This window comes from Bacillus sp. SD088, from assembly GCF_017355205.1.
Taxonomy (GTDB): Bacteria; Bacillota; Bacilli; order Bacillales; family Bacillaceae_C; genus Lederbergia.
This window is the reverse complement of record NZ_JADIJK010000015.1, coordinates 15,722-37,480: the sequence shown is the minus strand read 5'-3', so window position 1 is coordinate 37,480 and position 21,759 is coordinate 15,722. Positions and strand designations below refer to the sequence as shown.

Sequence of the window (21,759 nt, the reverse complement as noted above, 5' to 3'; positions counted from 1 at the left end):
TAATATTCGGTATAAATCATGAATTACCTGCAAAATATTAGTACTCGAAAAATAGAGGATCTAGCGTTATAATACTATAGTTAAATACTCAAACTTGAAAGAGAGTGTTACGTATGGGACGTAAATGGAATAATATTAAAGAGAAAAAGGCGCTTAAGGATAAAAATACAAGCCGGATCTATGCGAAATTTGGGCGGGAAATTTACGTAGCGGCGAAACAGGGTGAACCAGATCCAGAGGCAAATCAAGCTTTAAAAGTCGTTTTGGAACGAGCTAAAACATACAATGTGCCAAAAGCAATTATTGATCGTGCCATCGAAAAGGCAAAAGGCGGTTCAGAGGAAAACTATTCGGAGCTTCGTTATGAAGGCTTCGGTCCAAATGGATCAATGATTATTGCTGATGCTCTCACCAATAATGTGAACCGCACAGCGTCCGAGGTTCGATCAGCATTTGGAAAAAATGGCGGTAATATGGGGGTAAGTGGTTCTGTTGCATACATGTTTGAACCCACTGCTGTATTTGGCTTTGATGGGAAAACCGCCGATGATGTATTAGAACTTCTAATGGAAGCTGAAATCGATGTTCGCGATATTATCGAGGAAGAGGACACAGTGATCGTGTATGCAGAGCCAGATCAGTTTCATGCTGTGCAAGAGACTTTAGAACAAGCGGGCATTACAGAGTTTTCTGTTGCTGAATTAACGATGCTTGCTCAAAATGAAGTGTCCTTGACAGAAGAGGACCAAGAGCAATTTGAAAAATTGATTGATGTGTTAGAAGACTTGGAAGATGTTCAGCAAGTGCATCATAATGTAGCATTGGATGATTAGTCTGAAAAGCTGTTCAAAAGGTTCGGAGATCCTCTTTTTGAACAGCTTTTTTGTTTCACTGGAATATCCTATTTAAGTAGACAATAAAGTAACAGCGAATAAAAGCATGCAATGAAGAATAAAGACAGAGTACGACGAATAAACTCCCTTCCATGACGGATAAATCCCTCAGCTTTCACAATTGCGAAAAATACATCTTAATAACGTGAATATCTCGCCAAATTTCGGTATCATTAGACAAATACGATTTTGTAAGCGATAATTTTTATATAGAAGTTCGACTTCCCGATTATGGAGGTGCTACAAAGATGAAAAACGAACAGGAAAATAAAAATCAAATGGAAGATCTGATTAAATCTATATATGAAGCTTTAGCAAAAGCAAAAATTCCCGGAAAAGTAAAAGATAAAATTCGTGTGGAGTTGGATCATTTAAAATCTTTTACATTGGATGCACGACCTGCTCGCTTTGCGATTGTCGGGCGAAGGGGAGCTGGCAAGTCTAGTCTCATTAATGCGATTTTTAGTGAAAAAAGAGCGGAAATCGGTGATGTTAAGGCGCGAACAGGGGCTGGGAAGTGGCATCGCTACCAATCAGATGCCGGGGCGCTTGAAATACTGGACACACGAGGCTTAGGAGAGGCGGATGACCCAGAAGAAGCGTTCTCGAAAGACACTGCATTTGAGGAAGTGCAAGCCTCTATCAAGGAAAAATGCCCGGACGCGATTTTGTTTTTGAGTAAGGCAAAAGAAGTGAGCTCACGGATTGATGAAGATCTACTGCAGTTATTAGAATTGAAGAAGACGATTCAAGAGGTACATGAATTTGATGTACCGATTATTGGGGTTGTAACACAAGTCGATGAGCTAAGTCCAAAATCAGCGGACAAGCCACCATTTGATCATCCGGTCAAACAGGAAAATATTCAAGAAGCGATTCAAGTACTAGAGGAGAAATTGCGCGAAGCGGTTTCGAATCCTGTGCAGGTTATCCCTGTCTCTGCCTATATGGAATTTGATAATGACGAAATTGCTTATGATATTCGTTGGAATATTGATCGCTTATTGGACTATTTAATTGAACAGCTACCAAATGAGGCACAAATGGTATTAGCGAAATTATCCAAGATAAAGTCTGTGCAAAAAAAGGTTGCCCGGCGGTTGGGAAAGAGTATAGCCGGTATAACGGGGGCGATCGGGGCTAGTCCAATTCCAGGACCTGATCTGCCGATTATTACTGGCCTACAAACAACGATGATCGCTTCGATAGCTTTAATTTCTGGTCAAAAACTCGGAAAAAAATCGGTTATAGAATTTATGGGCGCCTTAGGCCTTAACGTTGCGACTGGGATTGTTTTACGTCAGATAGCCAGACAATTGGTGAAATTTATTCCCGTTGCGGGAAGTGTGATCTCTGGGGCTATTGCAACAGCTGGAACCTACGCTTTATGTGAGGCAGCCATAGCTTATTTTATTGATGGAAAATCAATGAAACAGGTTAAGGAAACCTTTGATGAAGAATTTGAAGAGAAGAAAAAGGAACAATGAGATGAGGCGGTCCTTGATTGCCTCATTTTTAATTTCTGAATAGGTGAAAAATCAGGTGAATGGCTTAAGAGAAGAGAGGATAGTGAATTTGGAGGTGGGCAGATGACTTATTATGCTTATTTTGCATCGCATGCACCGTTATCAACGGAAGCAATTGGATATCAGCCAATCCGTGAAAATGTTTATGCTTCTGAGCTTGATTTTACGGGGTTATGGTTTGAGGAAAATATGGATAAAACTACTCAAAAAAGATATCCATTTTCGAAACTTGTGCGTCTTCGCTATCAAACAAGATGCACTTCAAATCATTTACCGATAGAAGGAAACTATCGCCCCAATCATCCATTTTGTAAGAAAATTTCTGTTCTCCTATATGAATATATTTTAAGGGCTTTAGAAGATAGTCCTATTGTGGTTTATTATATTTCATTGGATAGTCATGAGAATGAAGAGTTTAATACGGTTAAAACGGTCCACTTATCGGAAATTCAAACCCATGAGGACCTCCATATCAATGATCGCGATTGTTTGCGAATTATTCGTGACGATCCAATTTTAGAGTATTTAGAGGATGAATCTGGATTTATCTATGTAAATCACCCTGAATATATACAAAGGTATCTAAAATCAGATAGAATGATAAACTATTCTATGGAAAATGGTGAATAATTCTAAGATCTTAAAGAAGGAGTTTTGAATAAGATTGGATATCCCTGTTTTATATGAAGATAATCACCTACTTGTCGTTGAAAAGCCAGTCAATATCCCTGTACAGGCAGACCAAACCGGAGATCCGGATTTATTGACCATGTTAAAAGCAGATATAAAAATTCGATACCAGAAGCCCGGGAATGTATATTTGGGGCTTGTGCATCGACTGGATCGCCCAGTCGGAGGTGTAATGGTATTTGCAAAAACATCGAAGGCCGCTTCAAGATTATCAGACGCCATTCGTAGGCGAGCTTTTGATAAAACGTATCTAGCAATAGTTAGGGGAACCCCACAGGACAAACAAGCCAAATTGCTACATTATTTATGGAAGGACCAGAAGAAAAATCAAGTGTATGTCGTTCCAGAAAATGACTCACGAGGGAAAAAGGCGATACTGGACTATAAAGTAATAGGAGAGGCAAAAGGTATGAGCCTTTTAGAAATCAAACTTCACACTGGTCGCCCTCACCAAATTAGGGTTCAACTCTCTACTATTGGCTGTCCTTTATACGGAGATCAGAAGTATGGGCAAACCGCGAACAAGCCTGGTCAGCAAATTGCTCTTTGGGCATCTGAGCTTGGATTTGAACACCCTACAACAAAGGACTGGGTAAAAGTATCACAAGCACCGCCCCATCATTTCCCTTGGAATATATGGGAATATCAACAACAATCATAAAAAAACGGGATACCCTCTTAATTCAGGGTCTCCCGTTTTCTCTTTGTTTCACATTCTATATGCAGGCAGAACTCTTAGAATACTTGGCAAGCTAAAAAAAGAAAGTCAGAACAAGAGTATAACAAAGACAACAATATAAAACCTCCTCAAACATTAAGTTAAGAGACCTAGTATGATATACTTATGTTGTTAGTCTCATATAAATATAGTACAAGTGACCCATACATGTAATTGAATGCTAAACAAGTTTCATTCAAGAAGAAAGCACAGTATTTCTAGCCCATGTGTTTTGATATAAAGTGGGATTTACCGGAAGGGCTTACAAATATTTACATCTAAAGATTCAATGAAAAACTAAATGGTGTTTTAAGCGATAAGTTTAAGGGGGTGGAATAGTTGCTTCAACCAAAGGTGCTTATTGTTGATGATGACGATGATATTCGCAGGATGCTTCATATGTATTTGGTGAAGAATGGCTATGATGTTTTAGAAGCTAAAAATGGTGAAATCGCCATAGCCCTTACGAAAGAGGAGGAGCCCGACATTATAATACTGGATGTTACGATGCCGGGAATGGATGGATTTGAAGTATGCAGAATAATTAGGCAGAAGAGTGATGTTCCCATTTTATTTTTAAGTGCAAGGGAGGATGATGTTGATAAAATAGTAGGCCTTAGTATTGGAGGAGACGATTTTGTTACGAAACCGATTAGTCCCCCTGTTTTCATTGCCAAAATTAAGGCCCATTTGCGCCGTAGTCAGCAGATAAATGATTCGAAAACGGATTTGAGAAAGCAAAAACTTTATTATCCTGGCTTGTTGATTGATCCAGAACGCTATACGGTGAAAAGAAACAACCTGGTTGTTCATTTATCAGCAAAGGAATACAAGATTTTAAGTCTTTTAGCCATGAATCCTAACAGAGTATATACACCTGAGGAAATCTTTGAACTAGTTTGGGAGAAGAATAGCTTTGGCGATCATAGAACCGTTATGGTCCATATTAGTAATATCCGCAAGAAAATTGAAGCTGATCCTGTAAATCCAGTGTACGTTCTAACTGTAAGAGGAATTGGCTATAGATTTAATGGACCTTAATCTTATAAAAGAAAGATGTAGGCTTGTAGACCAGTTTCCTAAATGATTTTAAACAAGAAAGTTAAAATGCCTAATTCGTATGTTCTTCTTTATGAGCCATATAGGCTCTAATTTGTTCGATCGTGATCCCTGATTTTTTGGCCATCATCATTAATTCCACCCATTCTTTATCTAATGGTTTTTTGGAAGGATAAGAATGACAGGGTACTTTGTTCGCGCTCGTGCTCATACAATCACTCCCTCGTATTATATGTATACAATACACGAGCTTTTCTAAACTGTATTTAAAATTGTTTAAAGATTTGCTAAAGTTTTTCCATCAAGACTAGGAATTTAAATTGGGCTAACAATCTAGGTTTCTTAGTATTAAGAAAGCGGGGTGTGCTAGGTTGAATCAAAACGATGCTTTTTACTTACCAGGCTATGATATGATCGAAACCATGGAGATCAATGAATCTTGGCATTTTGTTAAGGCGATTGAACATCATTCGAAAAGGACATTTATGATAAAAAAAATGGTCCAAAAGCAAATACATCCTCAAGATTTTCAGATGGCTGTTCATGAATATCATATCAAGACAAGTCTTCCTCTAAAGGGGATTTTAAGACCGATTTCCCTTCAGAGACATGGCAGACAGCCCTTGCTCATTACAGAGCTTTTTCCATTTACCTCGTTAGAAAAGCTTCTGCAAAACAAAGATATAAGCATCGATCGTTTCTTTAAGATAGCGATTAAATTAGTCACGGTTATAAATGAATTGCATAATGGCCAGATTATTCATAAGACGATTCAGCCTGGAAATATCTTAATTGGTTCGAAGCAAGGAGATGTGAAGTTAACAGGTTTTCAGCATGCAGTTGCTATAAAACGTGAAAGTTATCGTGCGCATATCAACCCTAGCTTATTAGGAAAAGAAATTGCTTATATTTCACCTGAGCAAACGGGGAGAATTAATCGCTTTCTTGATCATCGTTCTGATTTATATTCGTTGGGCATTGTTTTTTATGAGATGTTAACAGGGCGTGTACCGTTTGTTGGACAGGACTCACTTGAGCTTATTTATGCACATATTGCTAAAAAGCCCATCCCGCCAAATGAAGTCAACGTGGAAATCCCTGAATTCCTCTCCGATATGGTGATGAAATTATTAGAAAAGTTACCTGAATCCCGTTATCAAAGTGCGTATGGACTAAGAGAAGACCTATTGGAATTGAGTCGGCTCTATTCAAAAACGATGGATTCTAAAAACTACTTTACTTTAGCTCAAAAGGACTCTCCTCAACAATTTGATTTAGGAGAAAGATTATTTGGAAGAGAATCAGAAAAAAGGGCACTTATGGACAGTTTTCAAGATTGTTGCCAAGGGAAAAGTGCCTTTGTGCTAATTGCGGGAATTTCGGGTGTGGGCAAAACAGCATTAGTGAATGAAGTGCGGGAACCACTTGTGCGCAATAAGGGTTATTTTATTTCTGGAAAATTTGATTTATTAAACCGACAAACGCCATATGCTCCACTTATAGCTGCGTTTAAGGATTTAATGAAACAAGTTTTATCCGAGGGGGAAGAGAAAACAGCTACATGGAAGGAACGAATTTTAGAGCAACTTCGCTCACATTTACCTATTATCGCGTCCTTATTACCTGAGATTCAATGGCTGGTTGGGCAGCAGCCAAAACCAGAATCAAGATCAGCTATTGAAGTTCACAATCAAATTCTGTTTGCTTTTTATCAATTGATTCGAGTCTTTGCAACGAAAGAGCATCCACTTGTTTTATTTATGGATGACCTGCAATGGGCAGATCAAGCGACATTGGATTTACTACATTATATTTTACTTCATAATAAAGAACAATGTTTTTTGGTGATTGGCGCTTACCGCCCTAATGAAATAGACGCTATGCATCCTTTTAAGATTACAACAGATCAGCTGGCAGCAAAGGATGTGCCACTGCTTACGATTGAGTTAGAACCATTAGAAGTGGTCGCTATGTGTGAATGGATCCAATATCTTTTCCTTTGTACGGATGAGCAAGCTAATCAATTGGCGATGTTTACACAAAGAATAACAAAAGGGAATCCCTTTTTTGCTCAACAATTGTTTCAGTCCTTTTATGATCATCATTTATTAGTTTTTGCTGAGGACAAAATGAGGTGGATCATTGATTTCGATCAATTAACTAAACTGCCTATTCAAGATGATATGGCCAATTATATTATGGAGCGATTTTACCGCCTTCCTTTAGAAACGCAAAAACTTTTAGCTCTGGCTTCCTGTATTGGCAATCAATTTGATCTTCATATTTTAAGTACAATTTTTCATGAGGAAAAAGCCAATATTGCCGAACAACTTATGCGTGCCATCAATGAAGGCCTAATTTTGCCGTTAGATCCAAGGTATAAATGGACTTATCCAGTACAAGTGAAAGAGGGGGAGGAGCAACTTCCGCTTTTGTATAAATTTTTACACGATAAGGTTCAACAGGCAATTTATTCAACTATGTCCTCTGAGGATCGAGAGAAAAGCCATATGACGATTGGGAGATTGCTTGTTGCCTATTATCAACGAGAAAATATACTTGAGGCGCATATTTTTGATATCGTTAATCATTTAAATGCTTGTCATCACCTCCTTGAAAAAGAGGAAATCGTCCGATTGGCTGAATGGAATACGCTGGCAGGAGAAAAAGCCAAAAAGGGTGCGGCATTTAAAGCTGCTCATTCTTTTTACCAACAGGCTTATGAATTATTAAATATAGCTGAGAGGGAACCCACGCAAGTTATATTTTCAAACGTCATCTTGGGTCTTGGAGAACTAGCTTACGCCAATAACCAATTTGAAGAAGCGGAGGCCAGGTTTAACCAAGCGATCAATCTCGTACAAACAAGGGAAGAAAAACTTAAAATTTATAACTTAAAAATCACTCTATATACTCACCAGCATCGTGTGGAGGAAGCGGTTGCCTCAGGATTAACGGCTCTAAGGTTATTTGGATGGCATTTAAATGATAAGCCAGGTAAACTGGCGGTTGCAAAGGAACTTGTTCAGTCTAAACTGATGCTGAGAAATAGAAAAGCGGAGGATTTAAAGCAATTACCGAAAATGACGAATGAAGAACATCGGTTGATTGTCCAAACACTTATCAACATGAACGCTCCTGCTTATCATATCAACCAAAATTTAGCGACATTGTTAATGTTAAAGGCATTTAATTTCATCCTTAGGCACGGAACAACCGATTTAGCTACGCTTGTCTATAATAATTACGCATTAATACTCAGTGCGGGCTTTCAGGACTTTCAAGCAAGTTATGAATTTGGCAGGCTTGCCTTACATCATGCAAAGGAAAGTGGGGACCCTCATTTATTAGGGAGAGTATATTTTGTATTTGGTAGTTTTATTAATCATTGGAAACACCCGCTTATTCATAGTGAACAATCATTAGCAAAATCGCAGCAATATTGTATTGAATCAGGGAATTTTCATTTGGCTGGTGCCAATAGCTCATTTATTTGTATGGCTAGTTTTCTAAAAGGACATTACCTTCTCGAAACAGCTGAAATCATTGAACAGCAATTACAATTCTCTAACCAAATTCACTTTGATTTGTCAAAAGGATATTTAAATGAAATGAATGATTGGATTGCGTACTTAAATGGTCATACATATCGGCCTGATTGGTATCAAAATCAACTTATTGAGGATGAATCGGCAGAAGTTGTTCATTATACAATGCGTTTGCAAATGTCCTATTTGCTGGGTGATCAGCCTGTTGCTGAGCGTTTAATGGATAAATTGAATAAATTAGTGGATCGTTCGCTCACTTTAGTGATTGCCCCGGAATATTATTTTTATGAAGCTTTATGGTTAGTTAGAATGTACCCTAATCACAATCAGCAAAGGAAGTTTCAGATAAGAAGGCGTATAAAGCTCATCCTTGATTTGTTTTATCGCTGGAAAAAGCACGCACCAGAGAATTATGAGCATAAATATTTGCTGATAAAAGCAAGGGAATTGCAGTTGAAAAGAAAAGTGAGTCAAGCAGGACATTATTTTGAACAAGCGGTCAACTTGGCACAAAAAAATGGATTTAATCAGGATGAGGCGGTTGCCTGTGAATGTGCAGAGAACCATTACTGGGAATGTGGTTTCCTGCGTTTTTCCAAACTGTATTTATCGGCTGCCATCAAAGCATTTGAAAAGTGGGGAGCGTCTAGAAAGGCCGGGAAACTAAGGGAAACCTATTATGAAAGGTTCAGTGAACATCATGAAGAGCTATTCGACATCAATCAGTCAACCGCTTCATATCTTGACATGACAACGATTTTGCAGGCGGCAAGAACACTATCGGGAGAAATGGTGATGGAAAAATTATTGGCAAAGCTAATAAAGATTGTCTTTATAAACAGTGGAGCACAACAAGGATTACTGTTTTTGAAAAGGGATGATCATTTGCAGCTTGTTGCCAAAGGGAAAGCTGATGGAGAGGTTATTATTGTAGATGGCAATTTGCAAGAAGATTACCCACGGGCGATTTTTAATTACGTGGAGAAAAGCCTTGAACCCATTGTTTTATATGATGCGAGAAAAGAGATGAGATTTCTAAAGGATCCTTATATAGAAACATATACCCCTATATCTGTTCTATGCTTCCCGATTTTACATTTAGGGAATCTGACGGGAATTTTATATCTAGAAAATAATACATTAGCCGGAGCCTTTTCAAAAGATAGAATCGAAATTTTGAACGTTCTTGCTTCACAAGCAGCTGTTTCGCTTGAAAATGCTGCTCTATATGGAAGTTTAGAGAAAAAGGTACGAGAAAGGACAGCTCTTCTAGAAACAGCACACAATCATCTTGAGAAGGCAAATGAAAAATTAGAAAAAGCAGGGCAGATACGTCGCCGTTTTCTCTCTGATATTTCTCATGATTTAAGATCTCCTATCACTTCTATTCAAGGATATATAGAAGGAATATTAGATAGAACTATTGCCCCGATTGATCATGAAGAGGTACTGAAAAGAAGTCATCATCACATTGTAACGTTAAATCAGATGATTCAGGACTTATTTGAATTGGCCAAAATGGAGTCAGGGGAGATTTCATTTGAAATGGAATATATTCCAGTAGATCAACTATTTGTTTACCTTAAAAAGCAAATAGAGGGAGAAATCCGAGGAGCAGGACTGCAATTTGAAGCAAAAATTCAAGACCCAGTCCAAGAAGAATACCCTTTAGTTGAAGTAAATGAGAGGAAGTTGGAGCAGGTTCTCCAAAACCTTGTTGCAAATGCCATCGCATTTACGAAAGCTGGTAAGATATCCTTTGAGCTAGTTTATGATAGGGATCTGCGCAGAATATCCTTCATGTTGAAGGATACAGGGCGTGGTATTCCTGAGGATGAACTCCCGTATATATTTGATCGCTTTTATACCAGATCAGCTAATGGGAATGGTTTAGGTCTTGCGATATGCAAAGAAATCATTCGTTACCATAAAGGTGAAATGGAAGTAGCGAGTGAAGTAAACGTAGGAACTTGTTTTACCTTTCATCTACCTGTGTATGTTTTGCAAGAGCATGAGTTATTGGATTTCGCGTAACCATTTTCCTCTGGAGGGGCAAGTATATTTTTTTCAAGTGTAGTTAAAAATATACAAAAATGGAGCCTGGAGTGAGGATGGATGATTGTACTGGACACAGAAATTGAAGGGAAAACAGCAAAATTTGGTGAGATGATGGAGCATCTTTGCCCTTTAGGCTATTGTCTTGGGGGAAATTGGGATTATGATAAGGGGCATTTTGATTCAATATTATGGCGAGAAGGTGGAGAAACCATCTATATGCGGATTCCTTTCCATGTTGTAGAGGGGATGCTCGATGAGTATCGCGCTCGTATTCAATTTGATAAACCCTATGTAATCAAACATGTTGTGAATATTGGCTTAGATCGAGATGAGAGCTCTTTACTTACGACAACGGGGGTAAATCAGTTTCAAGAACCACTTGATCGAGATGGAGATATTCAGCGCCCACAGAAATGGGAAGAAGTAGGGGAAGCAGCCATTAACGAAATCTTAAATGGAATTCACCCGATTTCATCTTGATGGAAAAGGCCCTCAGAAGAGAAGGGCCTTTTCAGGTATAAAAAGTCATAGAGGACGGGACGAAAGTGTCTTCATCATAGAAAAAGCCGAACCACTAACTTGACTATAACCCACTCCGGAAATATACTTCGCCTTCCGGGGTCTTGCCGGCCTCTCATTTCCGCGGGGGTCTATGTATATTTCCTCCGTTAAGGTAATAAATTGTTCGTCTTCAGCACTTAACATTTTAGTTTTGTCCTAGCCTTTAAGAAGAATGATAGAAAAAGTCGCTCATAGATCTATCTGCTGCACAGAAGGGTTATATGTGTTTACTTTAGTGTTGAAAATCCTGCTAGGCATTTACTTCCCTTCATTGACCGGGATGGCGACATTATAATACTCTTCTAATGTAATGTCTTGCTCAAAGATTTCCTTCGCCATTTCCTTTCCAACATAGCGAATATGCCATGATTCATACATATAGCCAGTTAAGTCTTCTTTCCCCTCTGGATAGCGAATGATAAATCCATATTCATGAGCATGATCCGCTAACCATTTAGCTTCCGCCGTATCTGCAAAGCAATCCTCAATCACACATTCTGCAGATATACCAGAGATATCAATTGCTAAGCCTGTTTGGTGCTCACTATGCCCTGGTCTAGCACTGTAACGATCTGCTTCCTCTTTCCCATCTGCGTTTACATAATTATTGTAAACCGTCATTTGTGTTTCTTGCGAGCGGTACCCTGAAGCACCCGCTAAGTAAATATCATCTTTTTCAGCGCCCGCGAACATTTTCTCTAATGCCTTGGCAGCCACCTTTCGCATTTTTCGCTTTTCAATTTTCTCCGAAAAAACAAAAGGGACATCTGGATAGACTAAATCGTCGGGCTCATAATTATCAGGTAATTTGTATTGTTTGTTAACGAGAATGGAGGTTTCCTTAGGCTCAGCCACAACTTGGATAGCTTCATCATGATACTTGGTTGGATCCACCTTGGGTGCATTTGCATAAGGATTATCCTTTTCTTTATCTTTGCGTTGATCCTTTTTATCCTGATCGGGAGTTTGTTCCTTTTCTGCTGGAGGCGGATTGTCTTCCTTCTCAGAGTTGTTGTTTTGTTTGTCTTGATTTGAACTAGGCGCAGGATTTCCTTCCATTAAAAATCCATCACATCCTGCCAAAATGCCCCCGGTTAAAAAGGAAATAAAAGTGATAGATAATAAGATTCGAAGTGATTTCATTATATGTTCCTCCCAATATTCTATTCTAACTGTTTTTTGTGTCAATTTCCAATCCCTTTTATGTTTAAGCATTATTGTTTTGGTAAAAATTTTACTGAATGGGAGTAAAATTTACAAACTCAGAGAAATATGGTTTACTTAGTAAAAGACCTTTTAGATTTGGGGTTATGGGGGGACGAAATTGGTTGGCTTAAAAGATATAGCAAGAGCGGCAAATGTGTCTGTTTCCACTGTGTCGAATGTGTTGAACGGGAGAAAGAATGTTGGCAAGGAAACGAAGGGGCGTATTCTAAGGCTTTGTGAGGAAATGGGATATCAGCCGAATATTATGGGAAAAAGCCTAAAAACTGGTCAAACGAATACGATTGTGTTTAACTTTAGCGATTTTGAACGAAGTTTTTATTTGAAGATCATTAAAGGAATCCATGATTATTTAAGTGAAAATGACTTTGATTTAATCGTTTGTACGACTAATTCAAGTAAAAACTTTATGCGTGGTAACTTCACAAGAGGAGCCATTGTGTTGGATAAAAAGATGGCTGATTCCTTTCTTACATCAACAGCAAATAGCCAATTTCCCATCGTCGTCATGGATAGAATGCTTGAAAGCGAAAACATTAAGAGCGTGATTACAGAGAATTATAGTGTGATGTCCGAATTGACTCAAGTTCTGATCGATAAGGGATTCCGCCATTTCGGATATCTTGGTGGGATGGAAACCTCTCTGGATCATCAGGAAAGATATCAAGCATTTACGGATACGTTAGCTAAGAATAACATTACCTTTCAAAGAACAAACTATTACCACGGAGATTTCTCAGAACAAAGTGGCTACCGTGCAACCAATATTTTAATTCTTAGTAATCAATTGCCGGAAATTCTCATGTGCGCAAACGATAATATGGCAATTGGGGCGATAAAGGCACTCAGGGAGAATCATTATGATATTCCTAAAGATATATCGATTACTGGCTTTGATGATAGCAGCAATGCGGAGAATTTTGATTTGACCACAGTCACGATTCCGCGTTATGAAAGTGGGTATATTGCTGCCAAGGAATTAGTAGAAATGATTCACGGGACAGCCAATAAAGAGGACTTTAAAATTACTGCAAAAATACATTGGCGAGGGAGCGTTAAATAAAGTGGAACTCCTATTCAATATTTTTTTCATCTCCCCACTTGTTTCCCTCAAATTCTTAAATGGAGGTTTACTGCTCATTCATTAGGGATAAATAGAGAGATAGTAGAGCGAATATGATTATTCGTTCTTTTTTATGAATAAAAAGGTAAAATTTATTTAATATATAAGGGAGGGTAAATAAAAAAGATAAAAATTTTAATAAAACGTGGATAAATTTATTGACTTTCGGAGTGAAAACGCTACAATATTAGTATAACGTTTTACCTATTATCTTATAAGGGGATGAAGATGTGAGAAAGGTAAACAAAACATTTACTTTTTTAATGGCTATATTGATCGTTGCTGCAGTTGCTTTGGCAGGATGTGGCTCAACAGATGGTGGAGGTGGAAAAGGGAAATCTTCTGGCCCAACTATTACAATCTTTAATAGTAAGGTTGAAATCGTCGATCAATTGGAAGCACTCGCAAAGGAATATACAGAGGAAACAGGTGTGAAGGTGGAAGTATTAGGTGCTGCTGGTGACCAATATATGCAGCAATTGCAAACGAAACTAACGAGTAATCAAGGTCCGTCCATTTTCAGTGTAAGTCCAGATAAAGCTGAAAAGCTTAAATCTTATCTTTATGACCTGAGCAATGAAGATTATGTGAAATATATTGCCCCAGATATGGAATTGAAAATAGATGACAAAATTGTTGGTATTCCATATGGGGTAGAGGGATACGGAATTATATATAACAAAGATATGGTTGACCCTAAAGATGTGACAGATTATGATTCCTTTGTAAGCGCATTGGAAAAGTTTAAGGATCAGGACATCAATGGTTTTGGGCTTTCTCAAGAAGCTTATTTCCTTATTGGCCATATTTTAAATACGCCATTTGCTTTACAAGATGATCCACTTGCCTATATTGAAGAATTAAATAAGGGTGAGGTGAAAATGGCGGATACAAAGGAATTTCAGGATTTTGCCAAATTTATGGAGGCCATAAAAGCGAATGCAAAGAACCCTGTCGAAGTGACTTATGATGGTGAGATTGGTGATTTTGCTACTGGTAAATCAGCGATGATTCATCAAGGAAACTGGGCATATGGAATGTTCGAGGATTATGATTTAGATTTTGAACTGGGAATGATGCCTTTTCCGCTTGAAGGAAATGACAAAATTGCTGTTGGGGTAGGAAATAACTGGGCAATTAATAATCAAAAAGATGAAGAAGAAATTAAAGCAGCCAGTGATTTCTTGAATTGGATGTTTACAAGTGAGACAGGACAACGATATATTGTCGAAGAATTTGGCTTTATTCCAGCAATGACAAATATTGAAGCAAAAGATCTTGATCCATTATCCCAAATTGTGCTTGAAGCTTCCAATAGTGGAGAAACCATTACTTGGGCACATAGTTATTTTCCAGCAAATGTGGTGGTCAATGATCTTACACCGGTAACACAGGAATTTTTCTTATCAAAGGATATGACAGGTCAGCAATTCCTTGAAAAACTAGATGCTGCATGGGCAAACGGTGTGAAATAGGAGCTTGTTAAAGGCAAATTGAATAATTCGTGAACAAAAAAGGCCCTTCGTGAAATGTATGTTATCGCTCGTGAAAATACATTAAGGCGACGGGCCTTTCACTTTTTTAGGAAAGAAGGGATTGACTTGAATAAGAAAAAGATGGACAGAGTTTGGTTTGCACTATTCACTGTTCCACTACTATTAATTTTTGCTACGGTTGTCATTATTCCATTTTTGATTGGGATTTATTATTCGTTTTTTGATTGGGATGGTATCCCTTCTAATCCGAAGACCTTTGTGGGATTCGGAAACTTTGTGCAATTATTTGATGATCCCCGTTTCCTTAGTTCTGCCTGGAAAACAATTAAATTTACGGTATTAGCACTTATTTCTGTCAATGTCATAGGGGTTACTTTTGCGTTATTGGTGACTACGAAGCTGCGGACATCGAAAGCAGCAAGGACATTGCTATTTATGCCTAATTTGATTGGTGGCTTAATTCTCGGTTATATTTGGCAATTTATTTTCACAGATGTTTTTAGAACAATGGGAGAATCAACTGGAATGACAGGTGTTTTCTTCAATTGGCTCTTAGATTCAAATTATGCTCTTTATGCACTGGTGGCTGTTTTTACATGGCAAATGGCTGGTTACACAATGATTATTTATCTTGCAGGTATTCAGGGAATTCCGAATGAGTTAATAGAAGCGGCCCGCGTTGATGGTGCTAATTTTTGGCAAAGACTAACGAAGATCATTTTTCCATTGTTAATGCCATCTTTTACAATTGCATTGTTTCTCACTCTCGCTAATGCGTTCAAGATTTATGATGTAAATTTATCTTTAACGAATGGAGGACCGGTAAACTCCACGGAATTATTTGCGATGAATATATTCAATGAAATCTTCGGATACAGTCATTATGGATATGGACAAGCAAAGGCAATTGTATTCTTTGTTGTTGTAGCGGCCATTACATTAACACAGGTTTATATGACGAAGAAGAAAGAGGTGCAAATGTAAAATGAAGAGAACAGGGAAAATAGTATCGGAAATCTTGCTTGTTTTAGTTGCACTTGCTTTTTTGTCACCTGTTTATATCATGCTTGTCAATTCATTTAAAAATCGGGAAGAGCTTTATAGTAATGCACTTGCCTTTCCTTCCCAATTTAGCTTTCAATACTACCAAACAGCAATGGAAAAAATGAATTTTCTTCTTGCGTTGAAAAATTCTTTGTTTGTAACGATTGTTTCTATTATTATCATTGTTATTTTGGCGTCCATGACAGCTTGGATGTTAGTGAGAACAGACAATAAATTGAGTAAGGTTATTTTTATGACTTTCGTGGCAACCATGCTTATTCCTTTCCAAACATTAATGATGCCTTTAATGGAATTCATGGGGATCATTCGCGATACACTTCATATTCCAATGTTGAATACCCACGGTGGGTTAATTTACATGAATATTGGTTTCCATGCCAGCTTGTCTGTTTTCCTTTACCACGGTTTTATTAAATCGATTCCGGTTTCCTTAGAAGAGGCGGCAACGATTGATGGTTGTTCAAAATTTGGTGTGTTTTGGAGAATTGTCTTTCCGATGCTTAAACCAATTACTGTAACTGTTATGATTTTGAATGTCATTAGCATTTGGAATGATTACCTCTTACCATCCTTGGCACTCTCTGATAAGGCGTTGCGAACTATTCCGTTAACAACCTTCTATTTCTTTGGAGAATTTACGATCCAATGGAATTTAGCGATGGCAGGCTTAACCATGACGATTATTCCAGTTGTTATCTTCTATGCATTTTCACAAAAACACATTATCAAAGGGATTGGTGAAGGAGCAATTAAATAAGAAAGAAGTGGGGTATATGGAAAAGTTTACTGAAATCTATAAGACAGCGATATCTTGGACAAAGGAAGCTGGCAAAAATATTAAAGAAAGTCTGGGCGAGCAGTTACATGTGGAGTATAAGACTTCTGAAGCCGATTTAGTAACTGAGAAGGATCGCGAAATTGAAGAGTTTTTCATTCATAAAATTAAAGAACGATATCCAAGTCACCATATAATTGGAGAGGAAGGGATGGGAGAAGATACTTTCTTCAATCCAATGGAAGAGATTGTTTGGTTAATTGATCCGATTGATGGGACAACAAGCTTTGTCCATCAAAGGGAGAACTTTGCTATTTCAGTGGCCGTATACGAAAATGGTCACCCGCGAGTAGGCGTTATCTATGATCCCATTAGGGAAGAGTGCTACCACGCCTTACATGAGCATGGTGCATTCAAAAATGAGGAAAGACTCAAGAAGGTAGGAGAGACTACAGTAAAGCATTCTCTTTTAGGGATTGATAGCGGTTGGCTTGTACCAAATGACCAATATGATTATCGGAAGTTTCATTCCTTAATTAGAGATCTTAGAGGAACAAGGGTGATCGGATCAGCTGCTTTGGAAATGGCTGCAGTTGCGAGTGGAAAGCTAAATGGTTTTATAAGTTTACGGTTATCTCCATGGGATTTTGCCGCAGGCTTAGTTTTATTGGGAGAGCTGGGCGTTACAGCTACTACGATTGAGAATAAACCAATTAATCTATTTGAGAAAACATCTATTTGTGCAGGCAATCCAACTTTTCATAAGCAACTTATGCAGAAGTATCTAGGAGAAGAGACAGAGAGTAAATAATTTTTGAAGGGTATGTATGACATGAATAACAGGAAGCTAGTGTATGAAATCTCAGATTTTAGTCTAGAAAACGATGGATTATTAGTGAATGAAACTTTATTTCACAATGCGAACGGATACTTAGGTGTCCGTTCTAATTTTGAAGAAGGTTATCCCGAATCATTTCAGTCAATCCGGGGAAGTTATATTAATGGCTTTTATGATTTGGCTGCGATGAAGCAGGCAGAAAAACTTTATGGGTTTGTCGAGGAAAAGCAGACAATGGTGAATGTGGTTGATACTCAGGGGATAAAGCTAGGGATTGACCAAGAGCTTTTTAGTATGTTCGAAGGGGAGGTACTCAAGAGTTCGCGAACATTGGATATGGGAAAGGGGATAACAAGAAGAACTATTCTTTGGCGTTCTCCTAAAGGTCATGAAGTCGAAATCGTTGTAACAAGAATGGCATCCTTTGTTTTACTACCTCTATTTACGATCCAATATGATGTCACAGCTAAGAATTTCTCAGGGGATCTCCAATTTCTTTCTTCGCATATTGGAAATGTCCAAAACTATTTCAATCCAGATGATCCACGGGTAGCGGGAGAGAGCTTTCGCCATATTCATGTAGAGAAAGTGGAAGAGAGGGATGGTGTTTCCCTGATTCAATCTCGAACATCGGCATCTGCCTTACAAGTTGTCACAGCGGTTCAGCATCGCTTGTCAAAGGAAGGGGAAATCGACTATCTCAATCATGGTGAATCGATTGACTGTGAGTTGAAAACATCGATTGAAGCGGGGGAGACAGTTTCTTTAAGCAAATATACAGTTTTTTCCGATTCGATTCGTGAAGAAAATCCATATGCCCATGCTTTACAAGTAATGGAAGAGGCAACTGCTGAAGCCATTGAAACGTGGTACCAGAAGCAAGAACAGTTCCTAGCGAACTACTGGGAATATGCAAGTGTGGATATTGACGGTGATGAAGAATTAAGCATGGCTATGTATTATAATCTCTATCAGTTGCTACAATCAGCTGGAAAAGATCAGTATAGCAATATTGCTGCTAAGGGTCTGAGCGGCGAGGGTTATGAAGGCCATTACTTCTGGGATACGGAAATGTATATTCAACCGTTCTTTTTGCTGACTCAACCGGAAATGGCGAAAAGTTTAATTCAGTATCGCTATAATATTTTAGATTCTGCTCGGGAGCATGCTCAGATTATGGGGCATACCAAAGGTGCTTTATATCCTTGGAGAACAATCTCTGGGAAGGAATGCTCAGGATATTATCCTTCAGGATCTGCGCAATACCATATTAATGGGGATATCGCCTATTCAGTAATCAATTACTATCTAGTAACCAAGGATCTCGACTTTATTGCAAAATATGGAGCAGAAATGATCTTTGAAACAGCTCGATTATGGCTTGATGCTGGTCACTTTTATCAAGGCCGATTTATGATTCATGATGTGACAGGTCCTGATGAATATACTTGTGTTGTTAATAATAATTACTATACCAATGCTTTAGCACAATACCATTTACAATGGGCCGTGAAGTTTTACAAGCTCTTGCAAGCAAATGATCAGACAGCTGTACTAGAAAAAATTCAATTATTATCTGGGGAAGTGGATGAATTCTCCAAAGCAGCAGAGCAGATGTATCTGCCATATGATTCAGAGTTGGATATTAATCCGCAAGATGATTCTTTTTTAAGCAAGCGAGTTTGGGATTTGGAACAAACGCCAAAAGATCATTTCCCATTATTACTCCATTATCATCCTTTGCATCTCTATCGTCATCAGGTATGTAAACAAGCGGATACGGTATTGGCTCATTTTATTGTCGAGGATGCGCAAAGCTTACGTACGATTGAAAACTCCTTCCATTATTATGAAAAGATTACTACCCATGATTCCTCTTTATCGACGTGTATTTTTAGTATTATGGCGGCTAAATTAAAGGAATATGAGAAGGCATATGATTACTTCGGAGAATCGGCGAAGCTTGATCTGTTTAATACGCATAAAAATACCAAGGACGGTATTCATACGGCGAATATGGGCGGAAACTATATGGCGATTGTCTATGGATTTGCAGGCTTACGCATTAAGGAAACAGGCTATCATTTTTCTCCGTTTTTGCCTGAGAAATGGACAGGTTATGAATTTAAAGTTCATTATGAAGACAGTGTAATCAAGGTAAAGATCGACGCGGAGTCCTGTCAGTTCAGTCTTGTAAGCGGAAGTGAAAAAACGATTCACGTATATGGACAAGCTTATCAACTAAAAGAGCAATTGAGCCTGTCGCTGGAGGGGAAATAAATGAAGCATAGATGTGCGATTTTTGATTTGGATGGTGTCTTAGTCGATACTGCAAAATATCATTATTTAGCGTGGAAGGAACTTGCTGACCGACTTGGTTTTTCCTTCACCCTTCAGGATAATGAACGGCTCAAAGGTGTGTCGAGAATGGCCTCGCTCGATATTTTATTAGAGGTTGGTCAAATGACAGAGCGTTTCACGCAAGCGGAGAAAGAAAGTTTAGCAGAGGGGAAAAATAATCGTTATGTGGAGTTTATTTCTAAGCTAGATGAATCAGAACTGCTGGAAGGTTCTCTCGCTTTATTGGAGACATTAAAAGCAAAAGGGGTAAAAATTGCTTTAGGTTCCGCAAGTAAGAATGCAAACATGATTTTAGAGAATGTCGGGATTACCTCTTTCTTCGATGTGATTGTCGATGGAAATGCTGTCTCCAAGGCAAAGCCAGATCCAGAAGTATTTACATTAGGGGCAGATCAACTAAATGTGCCTTACAAACAATGTGTTGTGTTTGAGGACTCACAGGCTGGGTTAGAAGCAGCCAAAGCGGTTGGAATGCTTGCGCTCGGAGTGGGCCAAGGACAGGATCTCCCTCAAGCTGATGTTGTTTATTCAACTTTAAAAAAATTCCCGGTCGAGGTATACTTTTAGAAGATGTTCAAAAAGTCCGATAAAAATGACACTGCGAGATAAATGAACTTCGACTAAGCACCGACACGCTCTGTGCAAGTCCGTTCCTCGGAAAAGAAAACCACTTTTCCGAGGAACGAAGTGGATTCGGGGAGGCTTTCCTTGCACTCGAAATTGCGCCTCCTCGAATTGTCGACGTACGGGATGTACTAAGTCTCTCAAGCGTTTACGATTGACGTCAGCGCTTTATCCTCCTTTTTGAACACGTACTTTTATGAAAAGAGTAGGGGTGTTGTGCATTGATCCATGAAGTGATTCGAATACAGACTGAGCAATCAGAGGCAAAGCTTTATACGTATGTGTTGGACAACTCACCAGAAATTGACCAAAACCGAAAAAGGCCGGCTGTCATCATTTGTCCAGGTGGCGGGTATGTTAAGACTTCTGACCGTGAGGCAGAGCCAGTTGCGATTCGGCTGAATGCGATGGGGTTTCATGTCTTTATTTTAAGATATAGTGTTCAACCAGCTATCTTCCCAACAGCCTTAACTGAACTGGCTACAGCAGTAGCTCATGTGAGAACAAGAGCGCAGGAGTGGAATATTGACCCTCAAAAAGTAATTGTTTCTGGCTTTTCAGCCGGTGGGCATTTAGCCGCAAGTCTCGGCGTTTTCTGGGAGAAAGAATTTTTAGCTAAAAGCGCACAAGTCGACAAGCAACTCTACAAACCAAACGGACTTATTTTGAGTTATCCTGTCATCACATCGGGTACTCATGCTCATCAGGGCTCATTCGACGCTTTACTAGGAGATCAGCATGAAGAATTACGAGAGAAGCTTTCCTTGGAAAAGCAGGTAAATGCTGAAACACCACCTACATTCCTATGGCATACATTTGAGGATGCTGGTGTCCCGGTGGAAAACTCGATGCTCTTTGCTGTTGCTTTAAGAAAGCATAGCATTCCCTTTGAGTTACATATTTATCCTAATGGGGGACACGGACTTTCCTTGGCGAATGAAGAGAGTATGAGTGTTCAGAATAATTTTGGTATCCAAGAAGAATGCCAAAATTGGATTGACATGGCAGGGGTGTGGATTCGGAATTTAAAATAGGGGATGGAAAAAGATTGGTCAGCATGATGCTGCACCAATCTTTTTTATGACTTCGTAATAGCGAGGAATTATACTAGGTCGGCAGAAAATGTCAGAACTGATCAACCTCTCTTACTCTAATTATGATAATATTTACATTGATACATAAATAATAGGATCGTAAAAA

Annotated in this window: 17 protein-coding genes; 15 read left to right on the top strand and 2 right to left on the bottom strand. The window is 38.6% G+C overall.

What is annotated here, in order from left to right; all coding sequences use genetic code 11:
* Window positions 1-113 precede the first annotated feature (113 nt).
* The 5 genes from IPU53_RS14085 to IPU53_RS14065 all read left to right on the top strand — a co-directional run bounded on the left by IPU53_RS14085 (window position 114) and on the right by IPU53_RS14065 (window position 4,868).
* A complete protein-coding gene (locus IPU53_RS14085) occupies window positions 114-833 on the top strand; it encodes a YebC/PmpR family DNA-binding transcriptional regulator (RefSeq protein ID WP_207451664.1) in 720 nt (239 codons plus the stop codon).
* Between the two features lie 308 nt (window positions 834-1,141).
* The gene (locus IPU53_RS14080; RefSeq protein WP_207451663.1) at window positions 1,142-2,380 is read left to right on the top strand and encodes a GTPase family protein; all 1,239 of its coding nucleotides are present in this window, start codon (window positions 1,142-1,144) and stop codon (window positions 2,378-2,380) included.
* Between the two features lie 102 nt (window positions 2,381-2,482).
* The gene (locus IPU53_RS14075) at window positions 2,483-3,049 is read left to right on the top strand and encodes a hypothetical protein (RefSeq protein ID WP_207451662.1); all 567 of its coding nucleotides are present in this window, start codon (window positions 2,483-2,485) and stop codon (window positions 3,047-3,049) included.
* Window positions 3,050-3,083: 34 nt separating this feature from the next.
* The gene (locus IPU53_RS14070; protein ID WP_207451661.1) at window positions 3,084-3,770 is read left to right on the top strand and encodes an RluA family pseudouridine synthase; all 687 of its coding nucleotides are present in this window, start codon (window positions 3,084-3,086) and stop codon (window positions 3,768-3,770) included.
* A gap of 396 nt (window positions 3,771-4,166) precedes the next feature.
* The gene (locus tag IPU53_RS14065) at window positions 4,167-4,868 is read left to right on the top strand and encodes a response regulator transcription factor (protein WP_207451660.1); all 702 of its coding nucleotides are present in this window, start codon (window positions 4,167-4,169) and stop codon (window positions 4,866-4,868) included.
* A gap of 70 nt (window positions 4,869-4,938) precedes the next feature.
* Here the strand turns inward: IPU53_RS14065 and IPU53_RS14060 are convergent, their stop codons facing one another.
* The gene (locus tag IPU53_RS14060; protein WP_207451659.1) at window positions 4,939-5,097 is read right to left on the bottom strand and encodes an anti-repressor SinI family protein; all 159 of its coding nucleotides are present in this window, start codon (window positions 5,095-5,097) and stop codon (window positions 4,939-4,941) included.
* 160 nt (window positions 5,098-5,257) lie between these two features.
* Here IPU53_RS14060 and IPU53_RS14055 point away from each other — a divergent pair, with 160 nt between their 5' ends.
* The gene (locus IPU53_RS14055) at window positions 5,258-10,468 is read left to right on the top strand and encodes an ATP-binding sensor histidine kinase (protein ID WP_207451658.1); all 5,211 of its coding nucleotides are present in this window, start codon (window positions 5,258-5,260) and stop codon (window positions 10,466-10,468) included.
* A gap of 81 nt (window positions 10,469-10,549) precedes the next feature.
* Window positions 10,550-10,972, top strand: coding sequence for a YugN family protein (locus IPU53_RS14050; RefSeq protein ID WP_207451657.1), 423 nt, complete (start codon window positions 10,550-10,552; stop codon window positions 10,970-10,972).
* 339 nt (window positions 10,973-11,311) lie between these two features.
* Here IPU53_RS14050 and IPU53_RS14045 read toward each other — a convergent pair whose 3' ends face one another.
* Window positions 11,312-12,196 carry a M15 family metallopeptidase gene (locus IPU53_RS14045; RefSeq protein ID WP_207451656.1) on the bottom strand — a complete coding sequence of 295 codons (885 nt, stop codon included), beginning with the start codon at window positions 12,194-12,196 and terminating at the stop codon, window positions 11,312-11,314.
* 181 nt (window positions 12,197-12,377) lie between these two features.
* Here IPU53_RS14045 and IPU53_RS14040 point away from each other — a divergent pair, with 181 nt between their 5' ends.
* The 8 genes from IPU53_RS14040 (at window position 12,378) to IPU53_RS14005 (ending at window position 21,593) form a co-directional block, all read left to right on the top strand.
* Window positions 12,378-13,340 (top strand): LacI family DNA-binding transcriptional regulator, encoded by a 963-nt coding sequence (locus IPU53_RS14040; RefSeq protein WP_207451655.1) that lies wholly within the window; start codon window positions 12,378-12,380, stop codon window positions 13,338-13,340.
* 290 nt (window positions 13,341-13,630) lie between these two features.
* Window positions 13,631-14,875 carry an ABC transporter substrate-binding protein gene (locus IPU53_RS14035; RefSeq protein WP_207451654.1) on the top strand — a complete coding sequence of 415 codons (1,245 nt, stop codon included), beginning with the start codon at window positions 13,631-13,633 and terminating at the stop codon, window positions 14,873-14,875.
* A gap of 141 nt (window positions 14,876-15,016) precedes the next feature.
* Window positions 15,017-15,880 carry a carbohydrate ABC transporter permease gene (locus tag IPU53_RS14030; protein ID WP_207451759.1) on the top strand — a complete coding sequence of 288 codons (864 nt, stop codon included), beginning with the start codon at window positions 15,017-15,019 and terminating at the stop codon, window positions 15,878-15,880.
* Between the two features lies 1 nt (window position 15,881).
* Window positions 15,882-16,718: a carbohydrate ABC transporter permease gene (locus tag IPU53_RS14025; protein ID WP_207451653.1), complete on the top strand. Its 837-nt coding sequence runs from the start codon at window positions 15,882-15,884 to the stop codon at window positions 16,716-16,718.
* Between the two features lie 16 nt (window positions 16,719-16,734).
* Window positions 16,735-17,547 carry an inositol monophosphatase family protein gene (locus IPU53_RS14020; RefSeq protein ID WP_207451652.1) on the top strand — a complete coding sequence of 271 codons (813 nt, stop codon included), beginning with the start codon at window positions 16,735-16,737 and terminating at the stop codon, window positions 17,545-17,547.
* Between the two features lie 21 nt (window positions 17,548-17,568).
* Entirely contained in the window at window positions 17,569-19,854 is a 2,286-nt protein-coding gene (locus tag IPU53_RS14015; RefSeq protein WP_207451651.1) for a glycoside hydrolase family 65 protein, read from the top strand.
* Entirely contained in the window at window positions 19,855-20,502 is a 648-nt protein-coding gene (gene pgmB, locus IPU53_RS14010; protein WP_207451650.1) for a beta-phosphoglucomutase, read from the top strand.
* 278 nt (window positions 20,503-20,780) lie between these two features.
* Window positions 20,781-21,593, top strand: a complete 813-nt coding sequence (locus IPU53_RS14005; protein WP_207451649.1) for an alpha/beta hydrolase — start codon at window positions 20,781-20,783, stop codon at window positions 21,591-21,593.
* The last annotated feature ends 166 nt before the right edge of the window (window positions 21,594-21,759 follow it).